Origin of the sequence: Maribacter sp. LLG6340-A2 (assembly GCF_045057105.1) — a bacterium.
Lineage (GTDB): Bacteria > Bacteroidota > Bacteroidia > Flavobacteriales > Flavobacteriaceae > Maribacter.
Window position 1 is genome coordinate 2,514,012 of sequence record NZ_CP159332.1, and the last position, 15,961, is coordinate 2,529,972.

The 15,961-nt window shown below is 37.0% G+C and carries 14 protein-coding genes and 1 tRNA gene; 10 read left to right on the top strand and 5 right to left on the bottom strand.

Going from position 1 to position 15,961, the window contains the following annotated elements; all coding sequences use genetic code 11:
* The first annotated feature begins 93 nt into the window (after window positions 1-93).
* Together ABVM52_RS10540 and odhB are read left to right on the top strand one after the other, a co-directional pair.
* Window positions 94-2,889: a 2-oxoglutarate dehydrogenase E1 component gene (locus tag ABVM52_RS10540; RefSeq protein WP_405380270.1), complete on the top strand. Its 2,796-nt coding sequence runs from the start codon at window positions 94-96 to the stop codon at window positions 2,887-2,889.
* A 27-nt stretch (window positions 2,890-2,916) separates the two neighbouring features.
* A complete protein-coding gene (odhB, locus tag ABVM52_RS10545; RefSeq protein ID WP_405380272.1) occupies window positions 2,917-4,143 on the top strand; it encodes a 2-oxoglutarate dehydrogenase complex dihydrolipoyllysine-residue succinyltransferase in 1,227 nt (408 codons plus the stop codon).
* Between the two features lie 43 nt (window positions 4,144-4,186).
* Here odhB and ABVM52_RS10550 read toward each other — a convergent pair whose 3' ends face one another.
* Window positions 4,187-4,636, bottom strand: a complete 450-nt coding sequence (locus tag ABVM52_RS10550; RefSeq protein WP_405380274.1) for a TIGR02281 family clan AA aspartic protease — start codon at window positions 4,634-4,636, stop codon at window positions 4,187-4,189.
* Window positions 4,637-4,674: 38 nt separating this feature from the next.
* On the opposite strand from ABVM52_RS10550, the gene ABVM52_RS10555 reads away from it, so the two are divergent.
* The 8 genes from ABVM52_RS10555 (at window position 4,675) to ABVM52_RS10590 (ending at window position 9,818) form a co-directional block, all read left to right on the top strand.
* Entirely contained in the window at window positions 4,675-5,442 is a 768-nt protein-coding gene (locus ABVM52_RS10555) for a TatD family hydrolase (protein ID WP_405380276.1), read from the top strand.
* 18 nt (window positions 5,443-5,460) lie between these two features.
* Window positions 5,461-6,492: an asparaginase gene (locus tag ABVM52_RS10560; RefSeq protein ID WP_405380278.1), complete on the top strand. Its 1,032-nt coding sequence runs from the start codon at window positions 5,461-5,463 to the stop codon at window positions 6,490-6,492.
* A 71-nt stretch (window positions 6,493-6,563) separates the two neighbouring features.
* Window positions 6,564-6,651: transfer RNA gene (locus ABVM52_RS10565), tRNA-Ser, on the top strand.
* Window positions 6,652-6,728: 77 nt separating this feature from the next.
* On the top strand, window positions 6,729-7,475 hold the full coding sequence (locus tag ABVM52_RS10570) for a MotA/TolQ/ExbB proton channel family protein (protein WP_405380280.1): 747 nt from the start codon (window positions 6,729-6,731) through the stop codon (window positions 7,473-7,475).
* Between the two features lie 24 nt (window positions 7,476-7,499).
* Window positions 7,500-7,931 carry a hypothetical protein gene (locus tag ABVM52_RS10575; protein WP_405380282.1) on the top strand — a complete coding sequence of 144 codons (432 nt, stop codon included), beginning with the start codon at window positions 7,500-7,502 and terminating at the stop codon, window positions 7,929-7,931.
* Between the two features lie 10 nt (window positions 7,932-7,941).
* Window positions 7,942-8,565, top strand: coding sequence for an ExbD/TolR family protein (locus tag ABVM52_RS10580; RefSeq protein ID WP_405380284.1), 624 nt, complete (start codon window positions 7,942-7,944; stop codon window positions 8,563-8,565).
* Between the two features lie 21 nt (window positions 8,566-8,586).
* A complete protein-coding gene (locus ABVM52_RS10585; protein ID WP_089259270.1) occupies window positions 8,587-9,069 on the top strand; it encodes a biopolymer transporter ExbD in 483 nt (160 codons plus the stop codon).
* A 74-nt stretch (window positions 9,070-9,143) separates the two neighbouring features.
* Window positions 9,144-9,818 (top strand): porin family protein, encoded by a 675-nt coding sequence (locus tag ABVM52_RS10590; RefSeq protein ID WP_405380286.1) that lies wholly within the window; start codon window positions 9,144-9,146, stop codon window positions 9,816-9,818.
* On the opposite strand, the gene ABVM52_RS10595 is transcribed toward ABVM52_RS10590, so the two are convergent.
* The 4 genes from ABVM52_RS10595 to ABVM52_RS10610 form a co-directional block, all read right to left on the bottom strand.
* The gene (locus ABVM52_RS10595; protein WP_405380288.1) at window positions 9,813-10,418 is read right to left on the bottom strand and encodes a hypothetical protein; all 606 of its coding nucleotides are present in this window, start codon (window positions 10,416-10,418) and stop codon (window positions 9,813-9,815) included. The genes ABVM52_RS10590 and ABVM52_RS10595 overlap by 6 nt on opposite strands.
* Entirely contained in the window at window positions 10,418-11,875 is a 1,458-nt protein-coding gene (rpoN, locus tag ABVM52_RS10600) for an RNA polymerase factor sigma-54 (RefSeq protein WP_405380290.1), read from the bottom strand. Before rpoN ends, ABVM52_RS10595 begins: the two co-directional genes overlap by 1 nt.
* Before the next feature lie 37 nt (window positions 11,876-11,912).
* On the bottom strand, window positions 11,913-13,346 hold the full coding sequence (asnS, locus tag ABVM52_RS10605) for an asparagine--tRNA ligase (RefSeq protein WP_405380292.1): 1,434 nt from the start codon (window positions 13,344-13,346) through the stop codon (window positions 11,913-11,915).
* Window positions 13,347-13,449: 103 nt separating this feature from the next.
* Window positions 13,450-15,831: an RND family transporter gene (locus ABVM52_RS10610; protein ID WP_405380294.1), complete on the bottom strand. Its 2,382-nt coding sequence runs from the start codon at window positions 15,829-15,831 to the stop codon at window positions 13,450-13,452.
* Window positions 15,832-15,961: the final 130 nt, after the last annotated feature.

A 15,961-nucleotide genomic window follows, 5' to 3' on the forward strand; every position in this document is an offset into this window, starting at 1 on the left:
AACTTTTTTCAATAATACATAACATTCTTCCGTTAGATATCGTAAATGTTGTATTTTTGTTCAAATTTATTCTAAATATACAGAAAGTAATTCATGGATAAATATTCCTTTTTGAATACCGCCCATACCTCTTTTTTTTCAGAGCTATATGATAAGTATTTAGTGAATCCAGATAGTGTTGAGCCAAGCTGGAGAGCCTTTTTTCAAGGCTTTGATTTTGGTGTGGAAACATCTTTGGATGAGCTAAATTTTGATGAGAATAGAACCACCGTTATGGTCAATGGGACCAAAAGCGAAATGCCGCAATCTTTGCAAAAAGAATTTCAGGTTATTCGCTTAATCGATGGTTATAGGGGAAGAGGGCATCTCTTTACTAAAACAAACCCGGTTAGGGAAAGAAGGAACTATGAGCCTTCTTTGGATATAAATAATTTTGGGCTAGAGAACTCTGATCTGGAAACTGTCTTCAATGCAGGTGACATTATAGGGATTGGTCCAAGTCCATTAAAAGATATAATAAAGCATTTACAAAACATTTACTGTGACGCTATAGGTGTTGAGTATATGTTCATACGTAAGCCGGAAAGGGTTAAATGGATCCAGGATTGGATCAATGTTAATGATAACCACCCGGATTTTGGACCTGAACGAAAAAAGCACATTCTTAAGAAGCTAAATCAGGCCATTTCGTTTGAAACCTTTTTACATACAAAATATGTGGGCCAGAAAAGATTCTCCCTTGAAGGTAATGAGTCTTTAATTCCTGGTTTGGACGTTATTGTTGAGCGTGCCGCTGAAATGGGGGTGAAGCAGTTTGTTATGGGTATGGCACACCGTGGCAGGCTAAATGTACTGACCAATATTTTTGGTAAATCAGCCAAGGATATTTTTAGCGAATTTGACGGAAAGGATTATGAACAGGAGATTTTTGATGGCGATGTAAAATATCATTTAGGGTGGACATCCGATCGCAAATCGGACAATGGCAATAAAATAAAAATGAACATTGCACCCAACCCGTCTCATTTAGAAACCGTTGGTGCGGTCGTTGAAGGTATTGCAAGAGCAAAGCAAGATGCCGATTATAAGGATGATTTTTCTAAAGTCTTGCCCATAGTAGTACATGGTGATGCCGCAGTTGCAGGACAAGGACTTATTTATGAGTTGGTGCAAATGGCAGGTTTGGACGGGTATAAGACCGGAGGTACCATACATATAGTAGTAAATAACCAGATTGGTTTTACCACCAACTACTTGGATGCAAGGACATCTACCTATTGTACAGATGTTGCAAAAGTTACCTTAAGTCCTGTACTTCATGTTAATGCGGATGATGCCGAAGCGGTTGTACATGCTTCCTTGTTTGCATTGGAATATAGAATGCGTTTTGCAAGTGATGTATTTATTGATTTATTAGGGTATAGAAAATATGGGCATAATGAAGGTGATGAGCCTAGATTTACCCAGCCAAAATTATACAAGGCTATCGCCAAGCATAAAAACCCTAGGGATATTTATGCAGAACGTTTAATACAGGAAGGTATTATAGATGATACCTACGTGGCTCAATTAGAAAAACAGTATAAAGATTCTCTAGAGGAAAAATTGGAAGACTCCAGAAAAGAGGATAAAACTGTGATTACTCCTTTTATGGCGGACGAATGGAAAGGTTTTGAAAGCGTACGCGAATGGGAAATGATGGATGCCGTTGATACTACTTACGACAAGGATAAGCTTACAAAAATCGCCAAAGTAATTACGGAACTGCCCAAGAGCAAGAAATTTTTGCGCAAAGTAGAGAAACTGGTCAAGGACAGGTATAATATGTACTTCAATGCAGATAACCTTGATTGGGCCATGGGCGAGCTTTTGGCTTATGGTACCTTGTTGGAAGAAGGTTATGGAGTGCGTATATCAGGTCAGGATGTGGAACGTGGAACGTTTTCTCACCGTCATGCAGTAATGAAGGTAGAGGAAAGTGAGGAAGAGATTGTTTTATTGAACCATTTGTCAGAAAAACAAGCTAAGTTCCAGATTTATAATTCACTTTTGTCAGAATATGGTGTTGTAGGCTTTGATTATGGTTATGCTATGGCAAGTCCAAATACACTCACGATCTGGGAGGCTCAATTTGGTGATTTCAGTAATGGAGCACAAATAATGATCGACCAATATATTTCTGCTGCCGAAGACAAATGGAAACTGCAGAACGGATTGGTGATGTTGTTGCCTCATGGATATGAAGGACAAGGAGCGGAGCATTCTTCCGCAAGAATGGAGCGTTATCTACAATTGTGCGCCAAGGATAATATGTACATTGCAGATGTAACGACCCCTGCGCAAATGTTCCATATTCTACGTAGGCAAATGAAGGCTAATTTTAGAAAGCCTTTGATTATTTTTACACCAAAGAGTTTGCTTAGACATCCTAAGGCCGTTTCAAAAATTTCAGACTTAACGGAAGGAAGTTTTAAAGAGGTTATTGATGATGCTGCTGTAGAGGTCAAGAACGTTAAAAGTTTAGTGTTCTGTACAGGTAAGTTTTACTATGATCTTCTTGCGGAGAGAGAAAAACTGGAGCGTAATGATGTTGCCTTGGTAAGGGTTGAACAATTGTTTCCACTTCCTGATGAGCAAATAAAGGAGCTTATTGCTAAGTACAAAAATGTTGATGATTTGGTTTGGGCCCAAGAAGAGCCTAGAAACATGGGTGCGTGGAGTCATTTACTTATGCATTTTAGTGATGTTCATAAATTTAGGGTTGCGTCTAGGCGTTTTTATGCGGCACCTGCTGCAGGTAGTGCGGTAAGGTCTAAAATGCGTCACCAACAAGTAATAGATTATGTTTTTGACAAGTCAAAAAATAATATGTTCAAACCAAAAAAATAAAATATAACATATCAAATTATAGAAAGAATGATTCTAGAAATGAAGGTACCTTCCCCGGGTGAATCTATCACAGAGGTAGAAATTGCGGAATGGTTAGTTGAAGATGGGGATTACGTAGAAAAAGATCAGGCGATCGCTGAGGTAGATTCTGATAAAGCTACTTTGGAATTACCAGCGGAAGCCAGTGGGGTAATCACTTTAAAAGCAGAAGTTGGCGATGCTGTAGAGGTAGGTGCTATCGTATGTTTAATTGATACCGGTGCCCAAAAACCTGAAAGTACAGAGGAACCATCTAGTGCTACATCCAAAAAGGAAGAGGCTCCGGCCGAAAAGAAATCTGATAAAGCTCCGCAACCCGCACAGGCTAAAGAAACCTATGCATCTGGGGTGGCATCTCCAGCGGCAAAAAAAATATTGGAAGAAAAAGGGGTAGATAGCTCTACGGTAACCGGTTCTGGCCGTGATGGTAGAATAACAAAGGAAGATGCGGTAAATGCCGTTCCTTCTATGGGATCGCCTACTGGAGGAAATAGAGGGGAGACCCGATCTAAATTATCAATGCTGCGAAGAAAGGTGGCAGAAAGATTGGTGTCCGCTAAGAACGAGACGGCTATGTTGACGACGTTCAATGAAGTGGATATGAGTGCTATCTTTGAACTCCGCAACGAGTTTAAGGTTGATTTCAAGAATAAGCACGGCGTTGGTTTAGGTTTTATGTCATTCTTTACAAAAGCAGTAGTAAGGGCATTGGAAATGTACCCTGCGGTAAATTCAATGATAGATGGCAAGGAAATGATTTCTTATGATTTCTGTGATATCAGTATTGCGGTATCTGGACCTAAAGGACTAATGGTTCCGGTAATAAGAAATGCTGAAAACTTAACATTCAGGGGTGTTGAGTCTGAAGTAAAACGTTTAGCAATACGAGCTCGAGAAGGAGAAATTACCGTAGATGAAATGACCGGCGGTACTTTTACCATTACCAATGGTGGGGTTTTTGGTTCTATGTTGTCAACGCCAATTATCAACCCGCCCCAAAGTGCTATTTTGGGTATGCACAATATCGTAGAGAGACCAATAGCTAAGAATGGGGCTATTGCCATAGCGCCAATTATGTATGTGGCTTTATCCTATGATCATAGAATAATAGATGGTAAAGAATCTGTAGGTTTCTTAGTGGCAGTAAAAGAGGCTTTAGAGAATCCAACAGAATTGCTTATGGATAACAATGTTAAAAAAGCATTGGAAATGTAAATCTCAAAGAATAGAGAATTTATTAAAAAGCGTTGAGGTTACCTCAGCGCTTTTTTATTTTTAAATACATTCGTTTTTTGCCATAGTCAATAATGGCGTTGGATTTCTTTAGGATATCTGCACCTATAATACCATGAACTGGTTGTGCATTATGTGCGGTCAATGCTTCATTTACATGTTTAAGGTCAAACAGTACAATTTTAAGTTTCTTGTATTTCCACGACCCTATTTGCACCGTATTCTTTTTAGATACTAAAGTGTCCATATTTGTGGCCCCAGCGCCGGCCGCTTTAATCTTAGATTCCTTTGAGACTAATTCAAAATCTTCTATTTGATCAATACCTATGCATGTGTTCGATGCGCCGGTATCTAAAATAAACCTGCCAGTAATAGAATTAATGTCCGCTTGTAGTTCAAAATGATTGGTTGCTGTTAAGGTTAGGGGTATGCAAACGTAATTTTTTTTCTTAAGAAAGCCTTTGAGACCGCTCATATTTAATTTTTTGTCAAAGATAATTCTATTTTTGCGCTATGATAATAACAGACACACATACACATTTATATAGTGAGGCTTTTGATGATGATAGGGATGAAATTATAAAGCGTGCAATTGATAAGGGAGTGGAAAGGTTTTTTCTGCCGGCCATTGACTCAACGTATACGGAGCGTATGTTAGCCTTACAAAAATCCTATCCGGATCATGTGTTTCTTATGACTGGATTGCATCCTACCCATGTCAAGGAAAATTATATGGATGAACTCTTGCATGTGAAAGAGGTTTTGTCAAAAAATCAGTATTATGCCATTGGTGAAATTGGGATTGATTTATATTGGGAGAAAAAGTATTTAAAAGAACAACAAATGGCTTTTAAATATCAAATTCAATTGGCAAAAGAACACCAACTTCCTATTGTAATTCATTGTCGTGATGCTTTTGATGAAGTGTTTGAACTTCTGGAAGAAGAAAAAGGAAATGATCTAAGGGGTATATTTCATTGTTTTACGGGTACCTTTGATCAAGCTAAAAAGGCCATATCCTATAATATGAAATTGGGTATAGGTGGAGTAGCAACGTTTAAGAATGGTAAAATAGACCAATTTTTAAATAAAATTGATTTAAAACATATAGTTCTGGAGACTGATGCACCTTATTTAGCTCCTGTTCCATATCGCGGTAAACGCAATGAAAGTGCCTACATCGTGCAGGTTTTGGATAAATTGGCAGACATTTATAATAAACCTCAAGAAGAATTGGCAATGGTGACAACCGCTAATTCCAAAGAGGTTTTTGGAGTTTAATGCATAATACAAATTGATTTGAGTAAGAAGAAAAGTAATATTTTGCTAGTCTATACCGGGGGAACTATAGGTATGGTCAAAGATTATACTTCTGGTGCGCTAAAAGCATTTGATTTTTCCCAGTTATTGAAGAGTATACCGGAGCTAAAACAATTAGATTGTACTATAGCCAGTCTTTCTTTTGATTATCCTATAGATTCATCTAATATGAACCCGGGCCATTGGGTGGCCATTTCTGAAATTATTGGGTCAAATTATAAGGATTATGATGGTTTTGTTGTTCTGCATGGAAGTGATACCATGAGCTATACAGCATCAGCGCTTAGTTTTTTATTGGAGAATCTGTCCAAACCGGTTATTTTGACTGGGTCTCAACTTCCAATTGGGGATTTGCGTACAGATGCCAAAGAGAATTTAATAACCGCAATTCAGATAGCGGCATTACAGGAAAAAGGAAAGCCCGTTGTTCAGGAAGTGGGGCTGTATTTTGAATACAAATTATATAGGGGCAACAGAACAACAAAAATTAATGCTGAACATTTTCAGGCATTTGCCTCGTTAAATTATCCCCATTTAATAGAGTCCGGTGTTCATTTATCCGTTTTTCATGAATATTTATTGCCAAAGAAAAAAAAAGGCAATTTAAAGGTACATAATACTATGGATGACAATGTTGCCATCTTGAAACTTTTCCCGGGTATTAATGAAAATATCGTAGAAGCCGTTTTGGGTACTAAGAACTTAAAGGCACTAATATTGGAAACCTATGGTTCCGGTAACGCGCCTATGGAAAAATGGTTTCTTGAAAAGTTAAAATTTGCAATAAAAAATGGAGTTCATATTATAAATGTAACCCAGTGTTCTGGGGGTGCGGTATTAATGGGTCATTATGAGACTAGTTCAAAGTTAAAGGAAATGCAAGTAATTAATGGTAAGGATATTACAACAGAAGCGGCCATAGCCAAAGCAATGTATCTATTAGGTATAGGCGTGTCCAATGAATTGTTCAAAACCGTTTTTGAAACTTCGTTGCGGGGAGAAATGCTATAAAATTAACATGCCTATAATTTCTTTAACTAATAATTTTTTTGTTATTTGCCCACCCTTAAAAAAGGTATCTTAGAGAGGTGGCCGAGTGGTCGAAGGCGCACGCCTGGAAAGTGTGTATACCCCAAAAGGGTATCGAGGGTTCGAATCCCTTCCTCTCTGCTAGTAAGTTTTACTTTTTTTATATTGTTTTTTTTTTATCTTTAACCCTATTAACTAACTAATTTAAGTTTGAAAAAATGAAAAAATTATTTCCAAGCCTGGCAGTTGCTGGGGCATTTGTATCAGGTACAAATATTGTAAGTGCAAAAGTAGCGGCGGTAGCGTTGCTAGTTCAAGAAGGAGCAGAGGCTGAAAAAGGATTTACTCAGGTTTTGAAAGAAATGTTCATAACAGGTGGTGCCGGATTTATGGGTATCGTTCTTTTGTGTTTGATCCTTGGCTTGGCTGTTGCGATTGAGAGAATCATTTATTTGAATATGGCAAGTACCAATTCTTCAAAACTAAAACAACAAGTTGAAGATGCTTTGGCATCCGGTGGTGTAGAGGCTGCTAAAGAGGTTTGTAGAAATACAAAAGGACCTGTTGCTTCTATCTACTATCAAGGATTGGACAGAGCTGGCGAAAGTGTAGAATCAGCAGAGAAAGCTGTTGTTGCTTACGGTGGTGTACAAATGGGTCAATTAGAGAAAAATGTTTCTTGGTTGTCTTTATTTATCGCTATTGCACCAATGCTTGGTTTCATGGGTACGGTAATTGGTATGATCCAGGCCTTCCAAAAGATTGCAGCTGTTGGTAACTTAAGTGCATCCCTAATTGCAGGTGATATTCAGGTAGCATTATTAACAACGGTATTTGGTCTTATTACGGCTATTATCCTTCAAATTTTCTATAACTACATCATCGCTAAAATTGATAGCATCGTTAATGATATGGAAGACTCATCGATTACATTGATCGATATGTTGGTGGATCACAAAAAATAAGTATCACTTTAATACCTAAAAATTATGCAAAAAATTATTAAAATAGCATTAATTGCTATAGGTGTATTAAGTGCTGTGCTGTGGTATTTACTACCAAGTTCGGATATGCCGGCAGCGGAAGCTGCTCAGAGCGGTGCAATGAACACAATGTTTATCATAACTTATTTACTTCTTGGTATTGCCGTTGTAGTGAGTTTGGTATTTACATTGAAAAATTTATTTTCCAATCCTCAAGGTCTTAAAAAGACTTTGTTTGTAGTGGGTGGCTTTCTATTGGTAGTTGGCGCATCTTACGTATTGGCAAGCGGTACCGATGTGGACCAAGAGTATTTGGACATGTCGGATGAAGGTACGGTTAAGTATATAGGAATGGGTCTAAACGTGTTTTTTATCTTGACTATAATCGCTGTTCTTTCTTTGATTATACCGGCAGTAAAAAATATGTTTAGTAAATAAAAATAAAACTATGGCTAGAAGAGCAGGAGCACCAGAGGTTAGTGCAGGTTCAATGGCGGATATAGCGTTCCTTTTATTAATCTTTTTCTTGGTTACAACAACTATAGAAACAGATGCAGGATTGGATCGTATGCTTCCACCAATGGAGCCGCCAACAGAAGAACCACCAATTATTAAGCAAAAAAATATCTTTACGGTTAATATTAACCGTAACGGACAGTTGTTGGTTGAGGATGAAATTCTTTCCATAAACAATTTGCGAGAGAAGGCAATAGAATTTTTAGATAATGGTGGCGCGCCTTCGGGAAGCCCAGATTATTGTAGCTATTGCAAGGGTAAACGTAATCCTGAATCTTCGGATAATCCAACTAAGGCCATCATTTCGTTGAAGAATGATCGTGAAACAAAGTATAGTACCTATATAACGGTTCAGAATGAATTGGTTGGTGCATATAACGACCTTAGAAATAGGGAGGCCAAACGTTTATACGGTACAAATTATGTAGATATGGAAGCGGAATATCTTAATCCTGAAACTACTGATGAGAAAAAAGAGGAGTTGAAGGAAAAAGTAACCCGTATTCAAGGGTTGTTCCCTCAAAAATTGTCCGAAGCCGAAACTTCAACAGAATAATTAATATTTAAAAGTAACACTATGTCAAAATTTGCAAAGAAAAAAGATGGAGAGGTACCTGCGGTATCAACAGCTTCCTTACCTGACATTGTATTTATGCTTTTATTCTTCTTTATGACGGTAACCGTTATGAAGGACAGTTCTTTGAAAGTTGAAAACGTACTTCCTAATGCAAGTGAAGTAAAGAAATTGGAGAAAAAAGATCGTGTTATCTATATTTATGTTGGAAAACCAACTAAAGAATACGAAAAAACCTTTGGTACGGAACCAAAGATTCAATTAAACGATAAGTTTTCAAGTCCTTCTGAAGTAGGGGATTATATTTTGATGGAGAGAGCCAAAAAGCCTCAAGAACTTCAAAATGTATTGACAACAGCTTTAAAGGTCGATAAGAATGCCAATATGGGAATCATTTCCGATATTAAGCAGGAATTAAGAAAAGTAAATGCTTTAAAGGTAAATTATACTACTTACGAAGGCGATGCTTTTAATAATCTACAATAGTTAGTTAGTAATATACAAATTGTCAAAACGCTTCAAATTTATTTGAAGCGTTTTTTATTTAATTAACTTTACATATGCGTTATATATTACTATTTGCCATATTACTATCCCTTACTAAAACAAACGCACAAATTGTTGAGGACAATTATGGCAAACAACGCTATTTTGAGGATCAATTTTATTTAGGACTTTCATATAACTTTCTGCTAAACGTTCCAGACGGTTCTAATCAACGGAATCTGTCCTATGGTCTACAAGGAGGTGTTATTAAAGATATACCTTTAAACAGCTCAGGAAGGAATGCTATTGGGGTGGGTGTTGGACTAGCACTAAACAGTTATTATTCCAATTTGGTGGCAGAGGAGGCACCTAATACAATCGTGTATACATTGGATGATGATATAGACCGTAGTAAGCTTGAAACTCACTTAGTAGAATTTCCTTTGGAGTTTAGATGGAGAAATTCAACGGAGCATGATTATAAATTTTGGAGAATATATACAGGTGTCAAGGCGGCATATATTATCGGGGCCCGTTCCAAATTTGTAGACGGAGATATTAAAGAAGGTTTTTATAATACCGATCTAGAAAGATTTCAATATGGTCTAACCTTAAGTTTTGGTTATAACACCTTCAATTTTCATGCATATTATGCGCTATCTGATTTATTTAACGGACAAGCAACGGTAAGTGGAGAGGTGCTTAGATACACTCCCTTGAGAGTGGGGCTAATTTTTTATATTCTATAGCCAAAAACGAACGGTTAGCAGTTGGGACAATATACCTATGAACAGTCCTGTAATGACTTCTATTTTTGAATGAGCTTTTAAAAACAAGCGTGCGGTGATTACACTTCCCGTAAGGAGAATAAAAATACTTATTGCTATAATTAGATTAATTTCAAAATGAATACTTAAATTAACTAAGTACATAAGTAAACCGCTTACGCCTATAACATGAAGACTCGTTTTTATTTTAAAGAACAACATTATAAGGCTGGCCATAGCCGCACCTAGCAAACCTGTAAAATAAAAATAAAGTTCCATAATATAATTACTGGGTATTACTTTATAAAGAATAAGCAGTAATATAGAAATATGAATGTAAAGTGGGTATTTGCGTTCAGCTATATTTTCTAAAAAAACCGTACTTACCACGCCAAGGTTTTTTAATATTAAAAAAGTGACAATAGGGATAATGACCGTTAAAATGAAAATAGGTAAAATGCTGGCGCTTTGTACCTCTATGGGGGTGAATTTTGGAGTAATTAGAAAATAGGCTATTGTGCCACCTATGGGTATGAATAATGGATGTACAATATAGGATATAAGGTTGGAAAAAACTTTCATTAAATTTCCTTTCTCATGCGTGCTACAGGTATGTTGAGCTGTTCTCTATATTTGGCTACCGTTCTTCTGGCTATAGGGTAACCCTTTTCTTTTAAAATAGCCGCCAATTTATCATCTGTTAACGGTTTTTTCTTGGTTTCATTCTGGATAACCGTTTCAAGAATTTTCTTTATTTCCTTTGTAGATACATCTTCCCCTTGCTCATTTTTCATGGATTCTGAAAAATATTCCTTAATCAATTTGGTGCCATAGGGTGTGTCTACATATTTGCTATTGGCAACTCTAGAGACCGTAGAGACGTCCATACCAATTTCATCTGCAATATCTTTTAAAATCATGGGGCGTAGATTACGTTCGTCCCCAGTTAAAAAATACTCGCTCTGGTAATGCATTATAGCGTTCATAGTAATGAACAAAGTTTGTTGACGTTGTCTTATTGCATCAATAAACCACTTTGCAGCATCTAGTTTTTGCTTGATGAACATTACCGTATCTTTTTGCGATTTGGATTTGTCCTTGGACTCTTTATACCCTTTCAACATATTGCTGTATTCTTTGGATACGTGCAATTCTGGGGCATTACGGCCATTTAAGGTCAGTTCAAGTTCGCCGTCTACTATTCTTATGGCAAAGTCAGGAACTACATGCTCAATTATTCTATTGTTACCTGAGTAGGAACCACCTGGTTTTGGGTTTAACCGTTCAATTTCACTAATGGCTTCCTTGAGCTCATCTTCGCTTATATTATGTTTCTGTATTAATTTCTGATAATGTTTTTTTGTAAAATGCTCAAAGGATTTTTTTAAAATAGCCGTGGCAAGTTCAATGCTGGGGGTGATATCTTTACGTTCTAATTGAATGACCAGGCACTCTTCTAATGAGCGCGCTCCTACACCGGGTGGATCTAATTCTTGGACAATACCTAAAATTCTGGTAATAGTCTCTTCGTCCGTATATACATTTTGTGTAAAAGCCAGATCGTCCATTATATCGGCAATAGGTCTTCTTATGTATCCACTTTCATCAACACTTCCAATAAGAAATTCTGCAATGGTCCATTCCTCATCGTTAAGGTAAACGGTGTTAAGCTGATTTAATAGATGCTGATTGAATGATGTGCCAGCTGCATATGGTACACTTTTCTCTTCGTCATCTGAGCTATAATTGTTCGCCTTGGTACGGTAATCTGGTATTTCATCATCACTTAGATAATCATCTATATTGATATCTTCTGTGTTGATGGTCTCGTTATCTGTATCCTGGTCATAATTATCATCAAATTCATCGCCCAGCACATCTGACTCCTCCTTGCCGGTTTCTAATGCCGGATTTTCCTCAATTTCTTGCATCAAGCGTTGTTCAAATGCCTGTGTAGGTAATTGAATAAGCTTCATCAACTGTATTTGTTGAGGCGATAGCTTTTGTGATAATTTAAATTGTAGGTGTTGTTTTAGCATTACTTTTTTCTATCCATGTAAAAGTAACGAAATCCACTTAGAATTCTGCATTCTGGGGTGTTCTTGGGAACGGAATTACATCCCTAATATTTCCCATTCCTGTTGCAAAAAGAACCAAGCGTTCAAAACCAAGGCCAAAACCACTATGCTCTGCAGTTCCAAATTTTCTTAAGTCCAGATACCACCAAAGTTCCTTTTCGTCTATACCCAGGTCTTTAATTTTTTCTTTAAGGACATCTAAACGCTCTTCTCTTTGAGATCCTCCTACAATTTCACCAATTCCTGGGAATAGAATATCCATTGCCCTAACGGTGTTACCATCTTCGTTTAAACGCATATAAAAGGCCTTGATCTTGGCAGGGTAGTCAAATAGGATTACCGGACAATTAAAATGTTTCTCTACCAGGTATCTTTCATGTTCACTTTGTAGATCGGTACCCCATTCTTCAATAGGGTATTTAAACTGTTTCTTTTTGTTGGGCTTACAATTTTTTAGAATTTCTATGGCTTCCGTATAGCTTACCCGTTTAAAATTATTGTCAACAACAAATTTTAGTTTCTCAATAAGGGGCATTTCACTACGCTGCGCCTTTGGTTTGGTCTTTTCCTCATCCAATAATCGTTTTTCAAGGAAAGCCAAATCTTCTTGACAATGGGTTAGGGTATATTGGATTACATTTTTTATGAAATCTTCAGCTAGGTCCATATTGGCATCCAAATCAAAGAAAGCCATTTCTGGCTCTATCATCCAGAATTCTGCCAAATGCCTGGAGGTATTGGAATTTTCCGCTCTAAAGGTTGGGCCAAAAGTATATACTTTGCCTAAGGCCATGGCATATGCTTCAGCTTCCAGTTGACCAGAAACCGTTAAGTTGGTCTCCTTTCCAAAAAAATCTTCTTTATAATTTACGGATCCATCCTCATTCAACGGCGGGTTTTTTTCGTCCAAGGTGGTTACCCTGAACATTTCACCGGCACCTTCAGCATCAGACCCTGTAATTATTGGGGCGTGAAAATAGTTGAATCCGTTTTCCCTAAAATACTTGTGTATGGCAAAGGATAAGGTTGACCTTACACGCATTATGGCCGAAAAGGTATTTGTCCTAATCCTTAGGTGTGCCTTTTCCCTTAAAAATTCCAAGGAATGCTTTTTTGGTTGAATGGGATATTCCTCTGGATCAGCTATTCCTAAAACCTCTAAATTAGAAACTTGTACTTCAACACTTTGGCCCCTTCCTTGACTTTCAACCAAGGTACCGGAAATTTTTAAAGCTGCTCCGGTGTTTACTTGTTTCAATAAGTCTTCATCGAACTTTTCAAAATCTACAACACATTGTATCGTATTAAGGGTGGTACCATCGTTCAAGGCAATGAACCTATTGCTTCTAAAGGTTCTTACCCATCCTTTTACGGTGATTTCCTGTAATAAATCCTTACCGGACAAAAGTTCTTTTATAGTTGCTGCACGCATGCTGAATGAATTGGTTATTAAAACGTCAAAGATATGATTTTGTAAAAAAATTATTGTCTTGAAACCATTTTAAAAGGTGAACAATAATGAATCTTTCTACACATTATTTTTCCTCTTTGGGTAAAATATCTATTTGTGGTTTTTTAAGGGTTTGCTTGTTGGCAATACTTTTTTCAAGGGACAATAATAAAGATGGTAGTAATATTAAATTGGCCAACATAGCCAATAATAATGTTGCGGATACTAAAGAACCAAGAGCTACAGTACCACCAAAATTAGAAATCACAAAAACAGAAAAACCAAAGAACAATACTATAGACGTGTAAAACATACTTACTCCGGTTTCCCGTAAGGCATTATACACAGATTTTTCAATCCGCCACTTGTTCGCGGTCAGTTCTTGTCTATACTTGGCCAAAAAATGAATGGTGTCATCCACGGAAATACCAAAAGCTATACTGAAGACCAATATAGTGGAGGGTTTTATGGGAACACCTACAAAACCCATAATTCCGGCTGTGATGACCAAGGGCAGTAAGTTTGGTATCAATGAAATAATGATCATTCTAAAGGACCTGAATAAATAGGCCATAAAAAGTGCAATTAAACCAATAGCAAGGGCTAGGGACATAATTAAGTTCTTTACCAAATATTTGGTGCCCTTTAAGAATAATAGAGCGCTACCGGTCATGTAGACATTGTATCTTTCCGACGGAAATATTTTAGCGATATTCTCCAATAACCGTTCTTCTATTTGCTCCATTCTACTGGTGGTGACATCGCGCATGAACGTGGTAATACGCGCAGTTTGCCCTGTGCTATCAACAAAGGTTTCCAATAAGTCGCTATTGTCGTTAGACTTTCGGGCTACATCCATTATAAACGTATTTTCCTGACTAGTAGGAAGCTGATAGTATTTAGGTATGCCATTGTAAAATGCCTGCTTGGAATATTTTACCAGATTAACAACGGAAACCGGGGATGATAGCTCTGGAATTTCATCAATAACCTGGCTTAATTGATTCATACGTTTAAGCGTTACCGGTTTTAGAACACCTTTTGGAGTTTTTGTGTCTACCACAATCTCAACAGGCATGATACCTTTGAACTCCTTTTCAAAAAAGCGGATATCATGAAAGAACTCGGCATTTTTTGGCATGTCTTCAATTGGGCTTCCAGAAATTTTTATTTGATATATACCAATAATACTAAGAACCAATAAGGCTATGGAAACGATATAAACGGTTATTCTTCTATGTCTTACTATGCGTTCCATCCAACTTACAAAAGCATCTATCCATTTTTTGTTTAAATGTTTGAGGTGTTTTGTTTTAGGTAGGGACATAAAACTGTACACTATTGGAATTATCAATAGCGATAGTATAAAAATACCTACGATATTGATTGAAGCCACAATACCGAATTCTTTTAACAACTTACTGTCCGTAATGATGAATGTTGCAAACCCAGATGCAGTAGTAATGTTGGTCATTAAGGTAGCATTACCTATTTTAGAAATTACTCTTTGTAATGAAAGCGCTTGGTTTCCATGTTTCTTGACCTCTTGTTGGTATTTGTTGATAAGAAAAATACAGTTGGGTATACCAATAACAATGATTAACGGTGGTATTAATGCCGTTAAAACAGTAATTTCATATTGTAACAGACCTAATAAACCAAACGCCCACATAACACCAATGATAACGACGCACATAGATATGAACGTGGCCCTGACACTTCTAAAAAAGAAGAAAAAGATTAGTGATGTTACCCCTAGGGCTGCAAGAATAAATTTACCTATCTCGTCAATAATATTTTGGGAATTCATTGTTCGTACATAAGGCATACCCGATATATGAACATCTAAATTGGTTTCTTTTTCAAAATTTTTGACTACCGTATTCAAGTCTTGAAGAATAAAATCCTTTCGTACGGTCGTGTTGACAATATCCTTATCTAAATATACTATGGTGCGCAATGTGCGACTTTCCTTATTGAAGATTAAATTTTCATAAAAGGGCAAGTTTTTAAAAAGGTGACCTGTAATACTGTCTATTTGTTTCTGTGAGGTGAGCTCGCCAGAAATTAATGGTTGCATTTTGAACTCTTGCTTCTCATTATCTTTAACGAGTTCCTGTAGATTATCTGTAGATACAACAAATTCAACTTCTGGGAATGCCCCCAGTTGTTTGCTAAGCTTGTTCCATCTATTAAAATTGTCTGGTGTGAACAGTGCGGTATCACGTATGGCAAATACCACTGCGTTGCCCTCTTCCCCAAATTTTTTGAGAAATTCTTGGTATTGTTGGTTTACGGGATGGTCATCTGGCAATAGGTTGGTCTGCGAGCTTGAAAATCGCATATACTGCCATTGCATGGCCATGAAAATGGTGAATCCGGTAATGAGCAATAGGATTAATATCCTATTACGAAGAATAATGTTTGCCGTTTTTGGCCAAAATCCTTTAGTAAGTTTAGCTACCATAACTGTTTTTGCAGGTGCCAAAGGTAACTAATAGGTGCATTTGTTCCTAAATTGAAAAGTTTAAAATTATTACAAAACAACAAAGCTACCTATAGGTGGTAGCTTTGACTCATTGTTTATGTAAATATTG

Bases quoted from the DNA above. Each gene is read 5' to 3' on its own strand.
- ABVM52_RS10540 (WP_405380270.1), top strand. From the start codon at position 94: ATGGATAAATATTCCTTTTTGAATACCGCCCATACCTCTTTTTTTTCA.
- odhB (WP_405380272.1), top strand. From the start codon at position 2,917: ATGATTCTAGAAATGAAGGTACCTTCCCCGGGTGAATCTATCACAGAG.
- ABVM52_RS10550 (WP_405380274.1), bottom strand. From the start codon at position 4,636: ATGAGCGGTCTCAAAGGCTTTCTTAAGAAAAAAAATTACGTTTGCATA.
- ABVM52_RS10555 (WP_405380276.1), top strand. From the start codon at position 4,675: ATGATAATAACAGACACACATACACATTTATATAGTGAGGCTTTTGAT.
- ABVM52_RS10570 (WP_405380280.1), top strand. From the start codon at position 6,729: ATGAAAAAATTATTTCCAAGCCTGGCAGTTGCTGGGGCATTTGTATCA.
- ABVM52_RS10575 (WP_405380282.1), top strand. From the start codon at position 7,500: ATGCAAAAAATTATTAAAATAGCATTAATTGCTATAGGTGTATTAAGT.
- ABVM52_RS10580 (WP_405380284.1), top strand. From the start codon at position 7,942: ATGGCTAGAAGAGCAGGAGCACCAGAGGTTAGTGCAGGTTCAATGGCG.
- ABVM52_RS10585 (WP_089259270.1), top strand. From the start codon at position 8,587: ATGTCAAAATTTGCAAAGAAAAAAGATGGAGAGGTACCTGCGGTATCA.
- ABVM52_RS10590 (WP_405380286.1), top strand. From the start codon at position 9,144: ATGCGTTATATATTACTATTTGCCATATTACTATCCCTTACTAAAACA.
- ABVM52_RS10595 (WP_405380288.1), bottom strand. From the start codon at position 10,418: ATGAAAGTTTTTTCCAACCTTATATCCTATATTGTACATCCATTATTC.
- rpoN (WP_405380290.1), bottom strand. From the start codon at position 11,875: ATGCTAAAACAACACCTACAATTTAAATTATCACAAAAGCTATCGCCT.
- asnS (WP_405380292.1), bottom strand. From the start codon at position 13,346: ATGCGTGCAGCAACTATAAAAGAACTTTTGTCCGGTAAGGATTTATTA.
- ABVM52_RS10610 (WP_405380294.1), bottom strand. From the start codon at position 15,831: ATGGTAGCTAAACTTACTAAAGGATTTTGGCCAAAAACGGCAAACATT.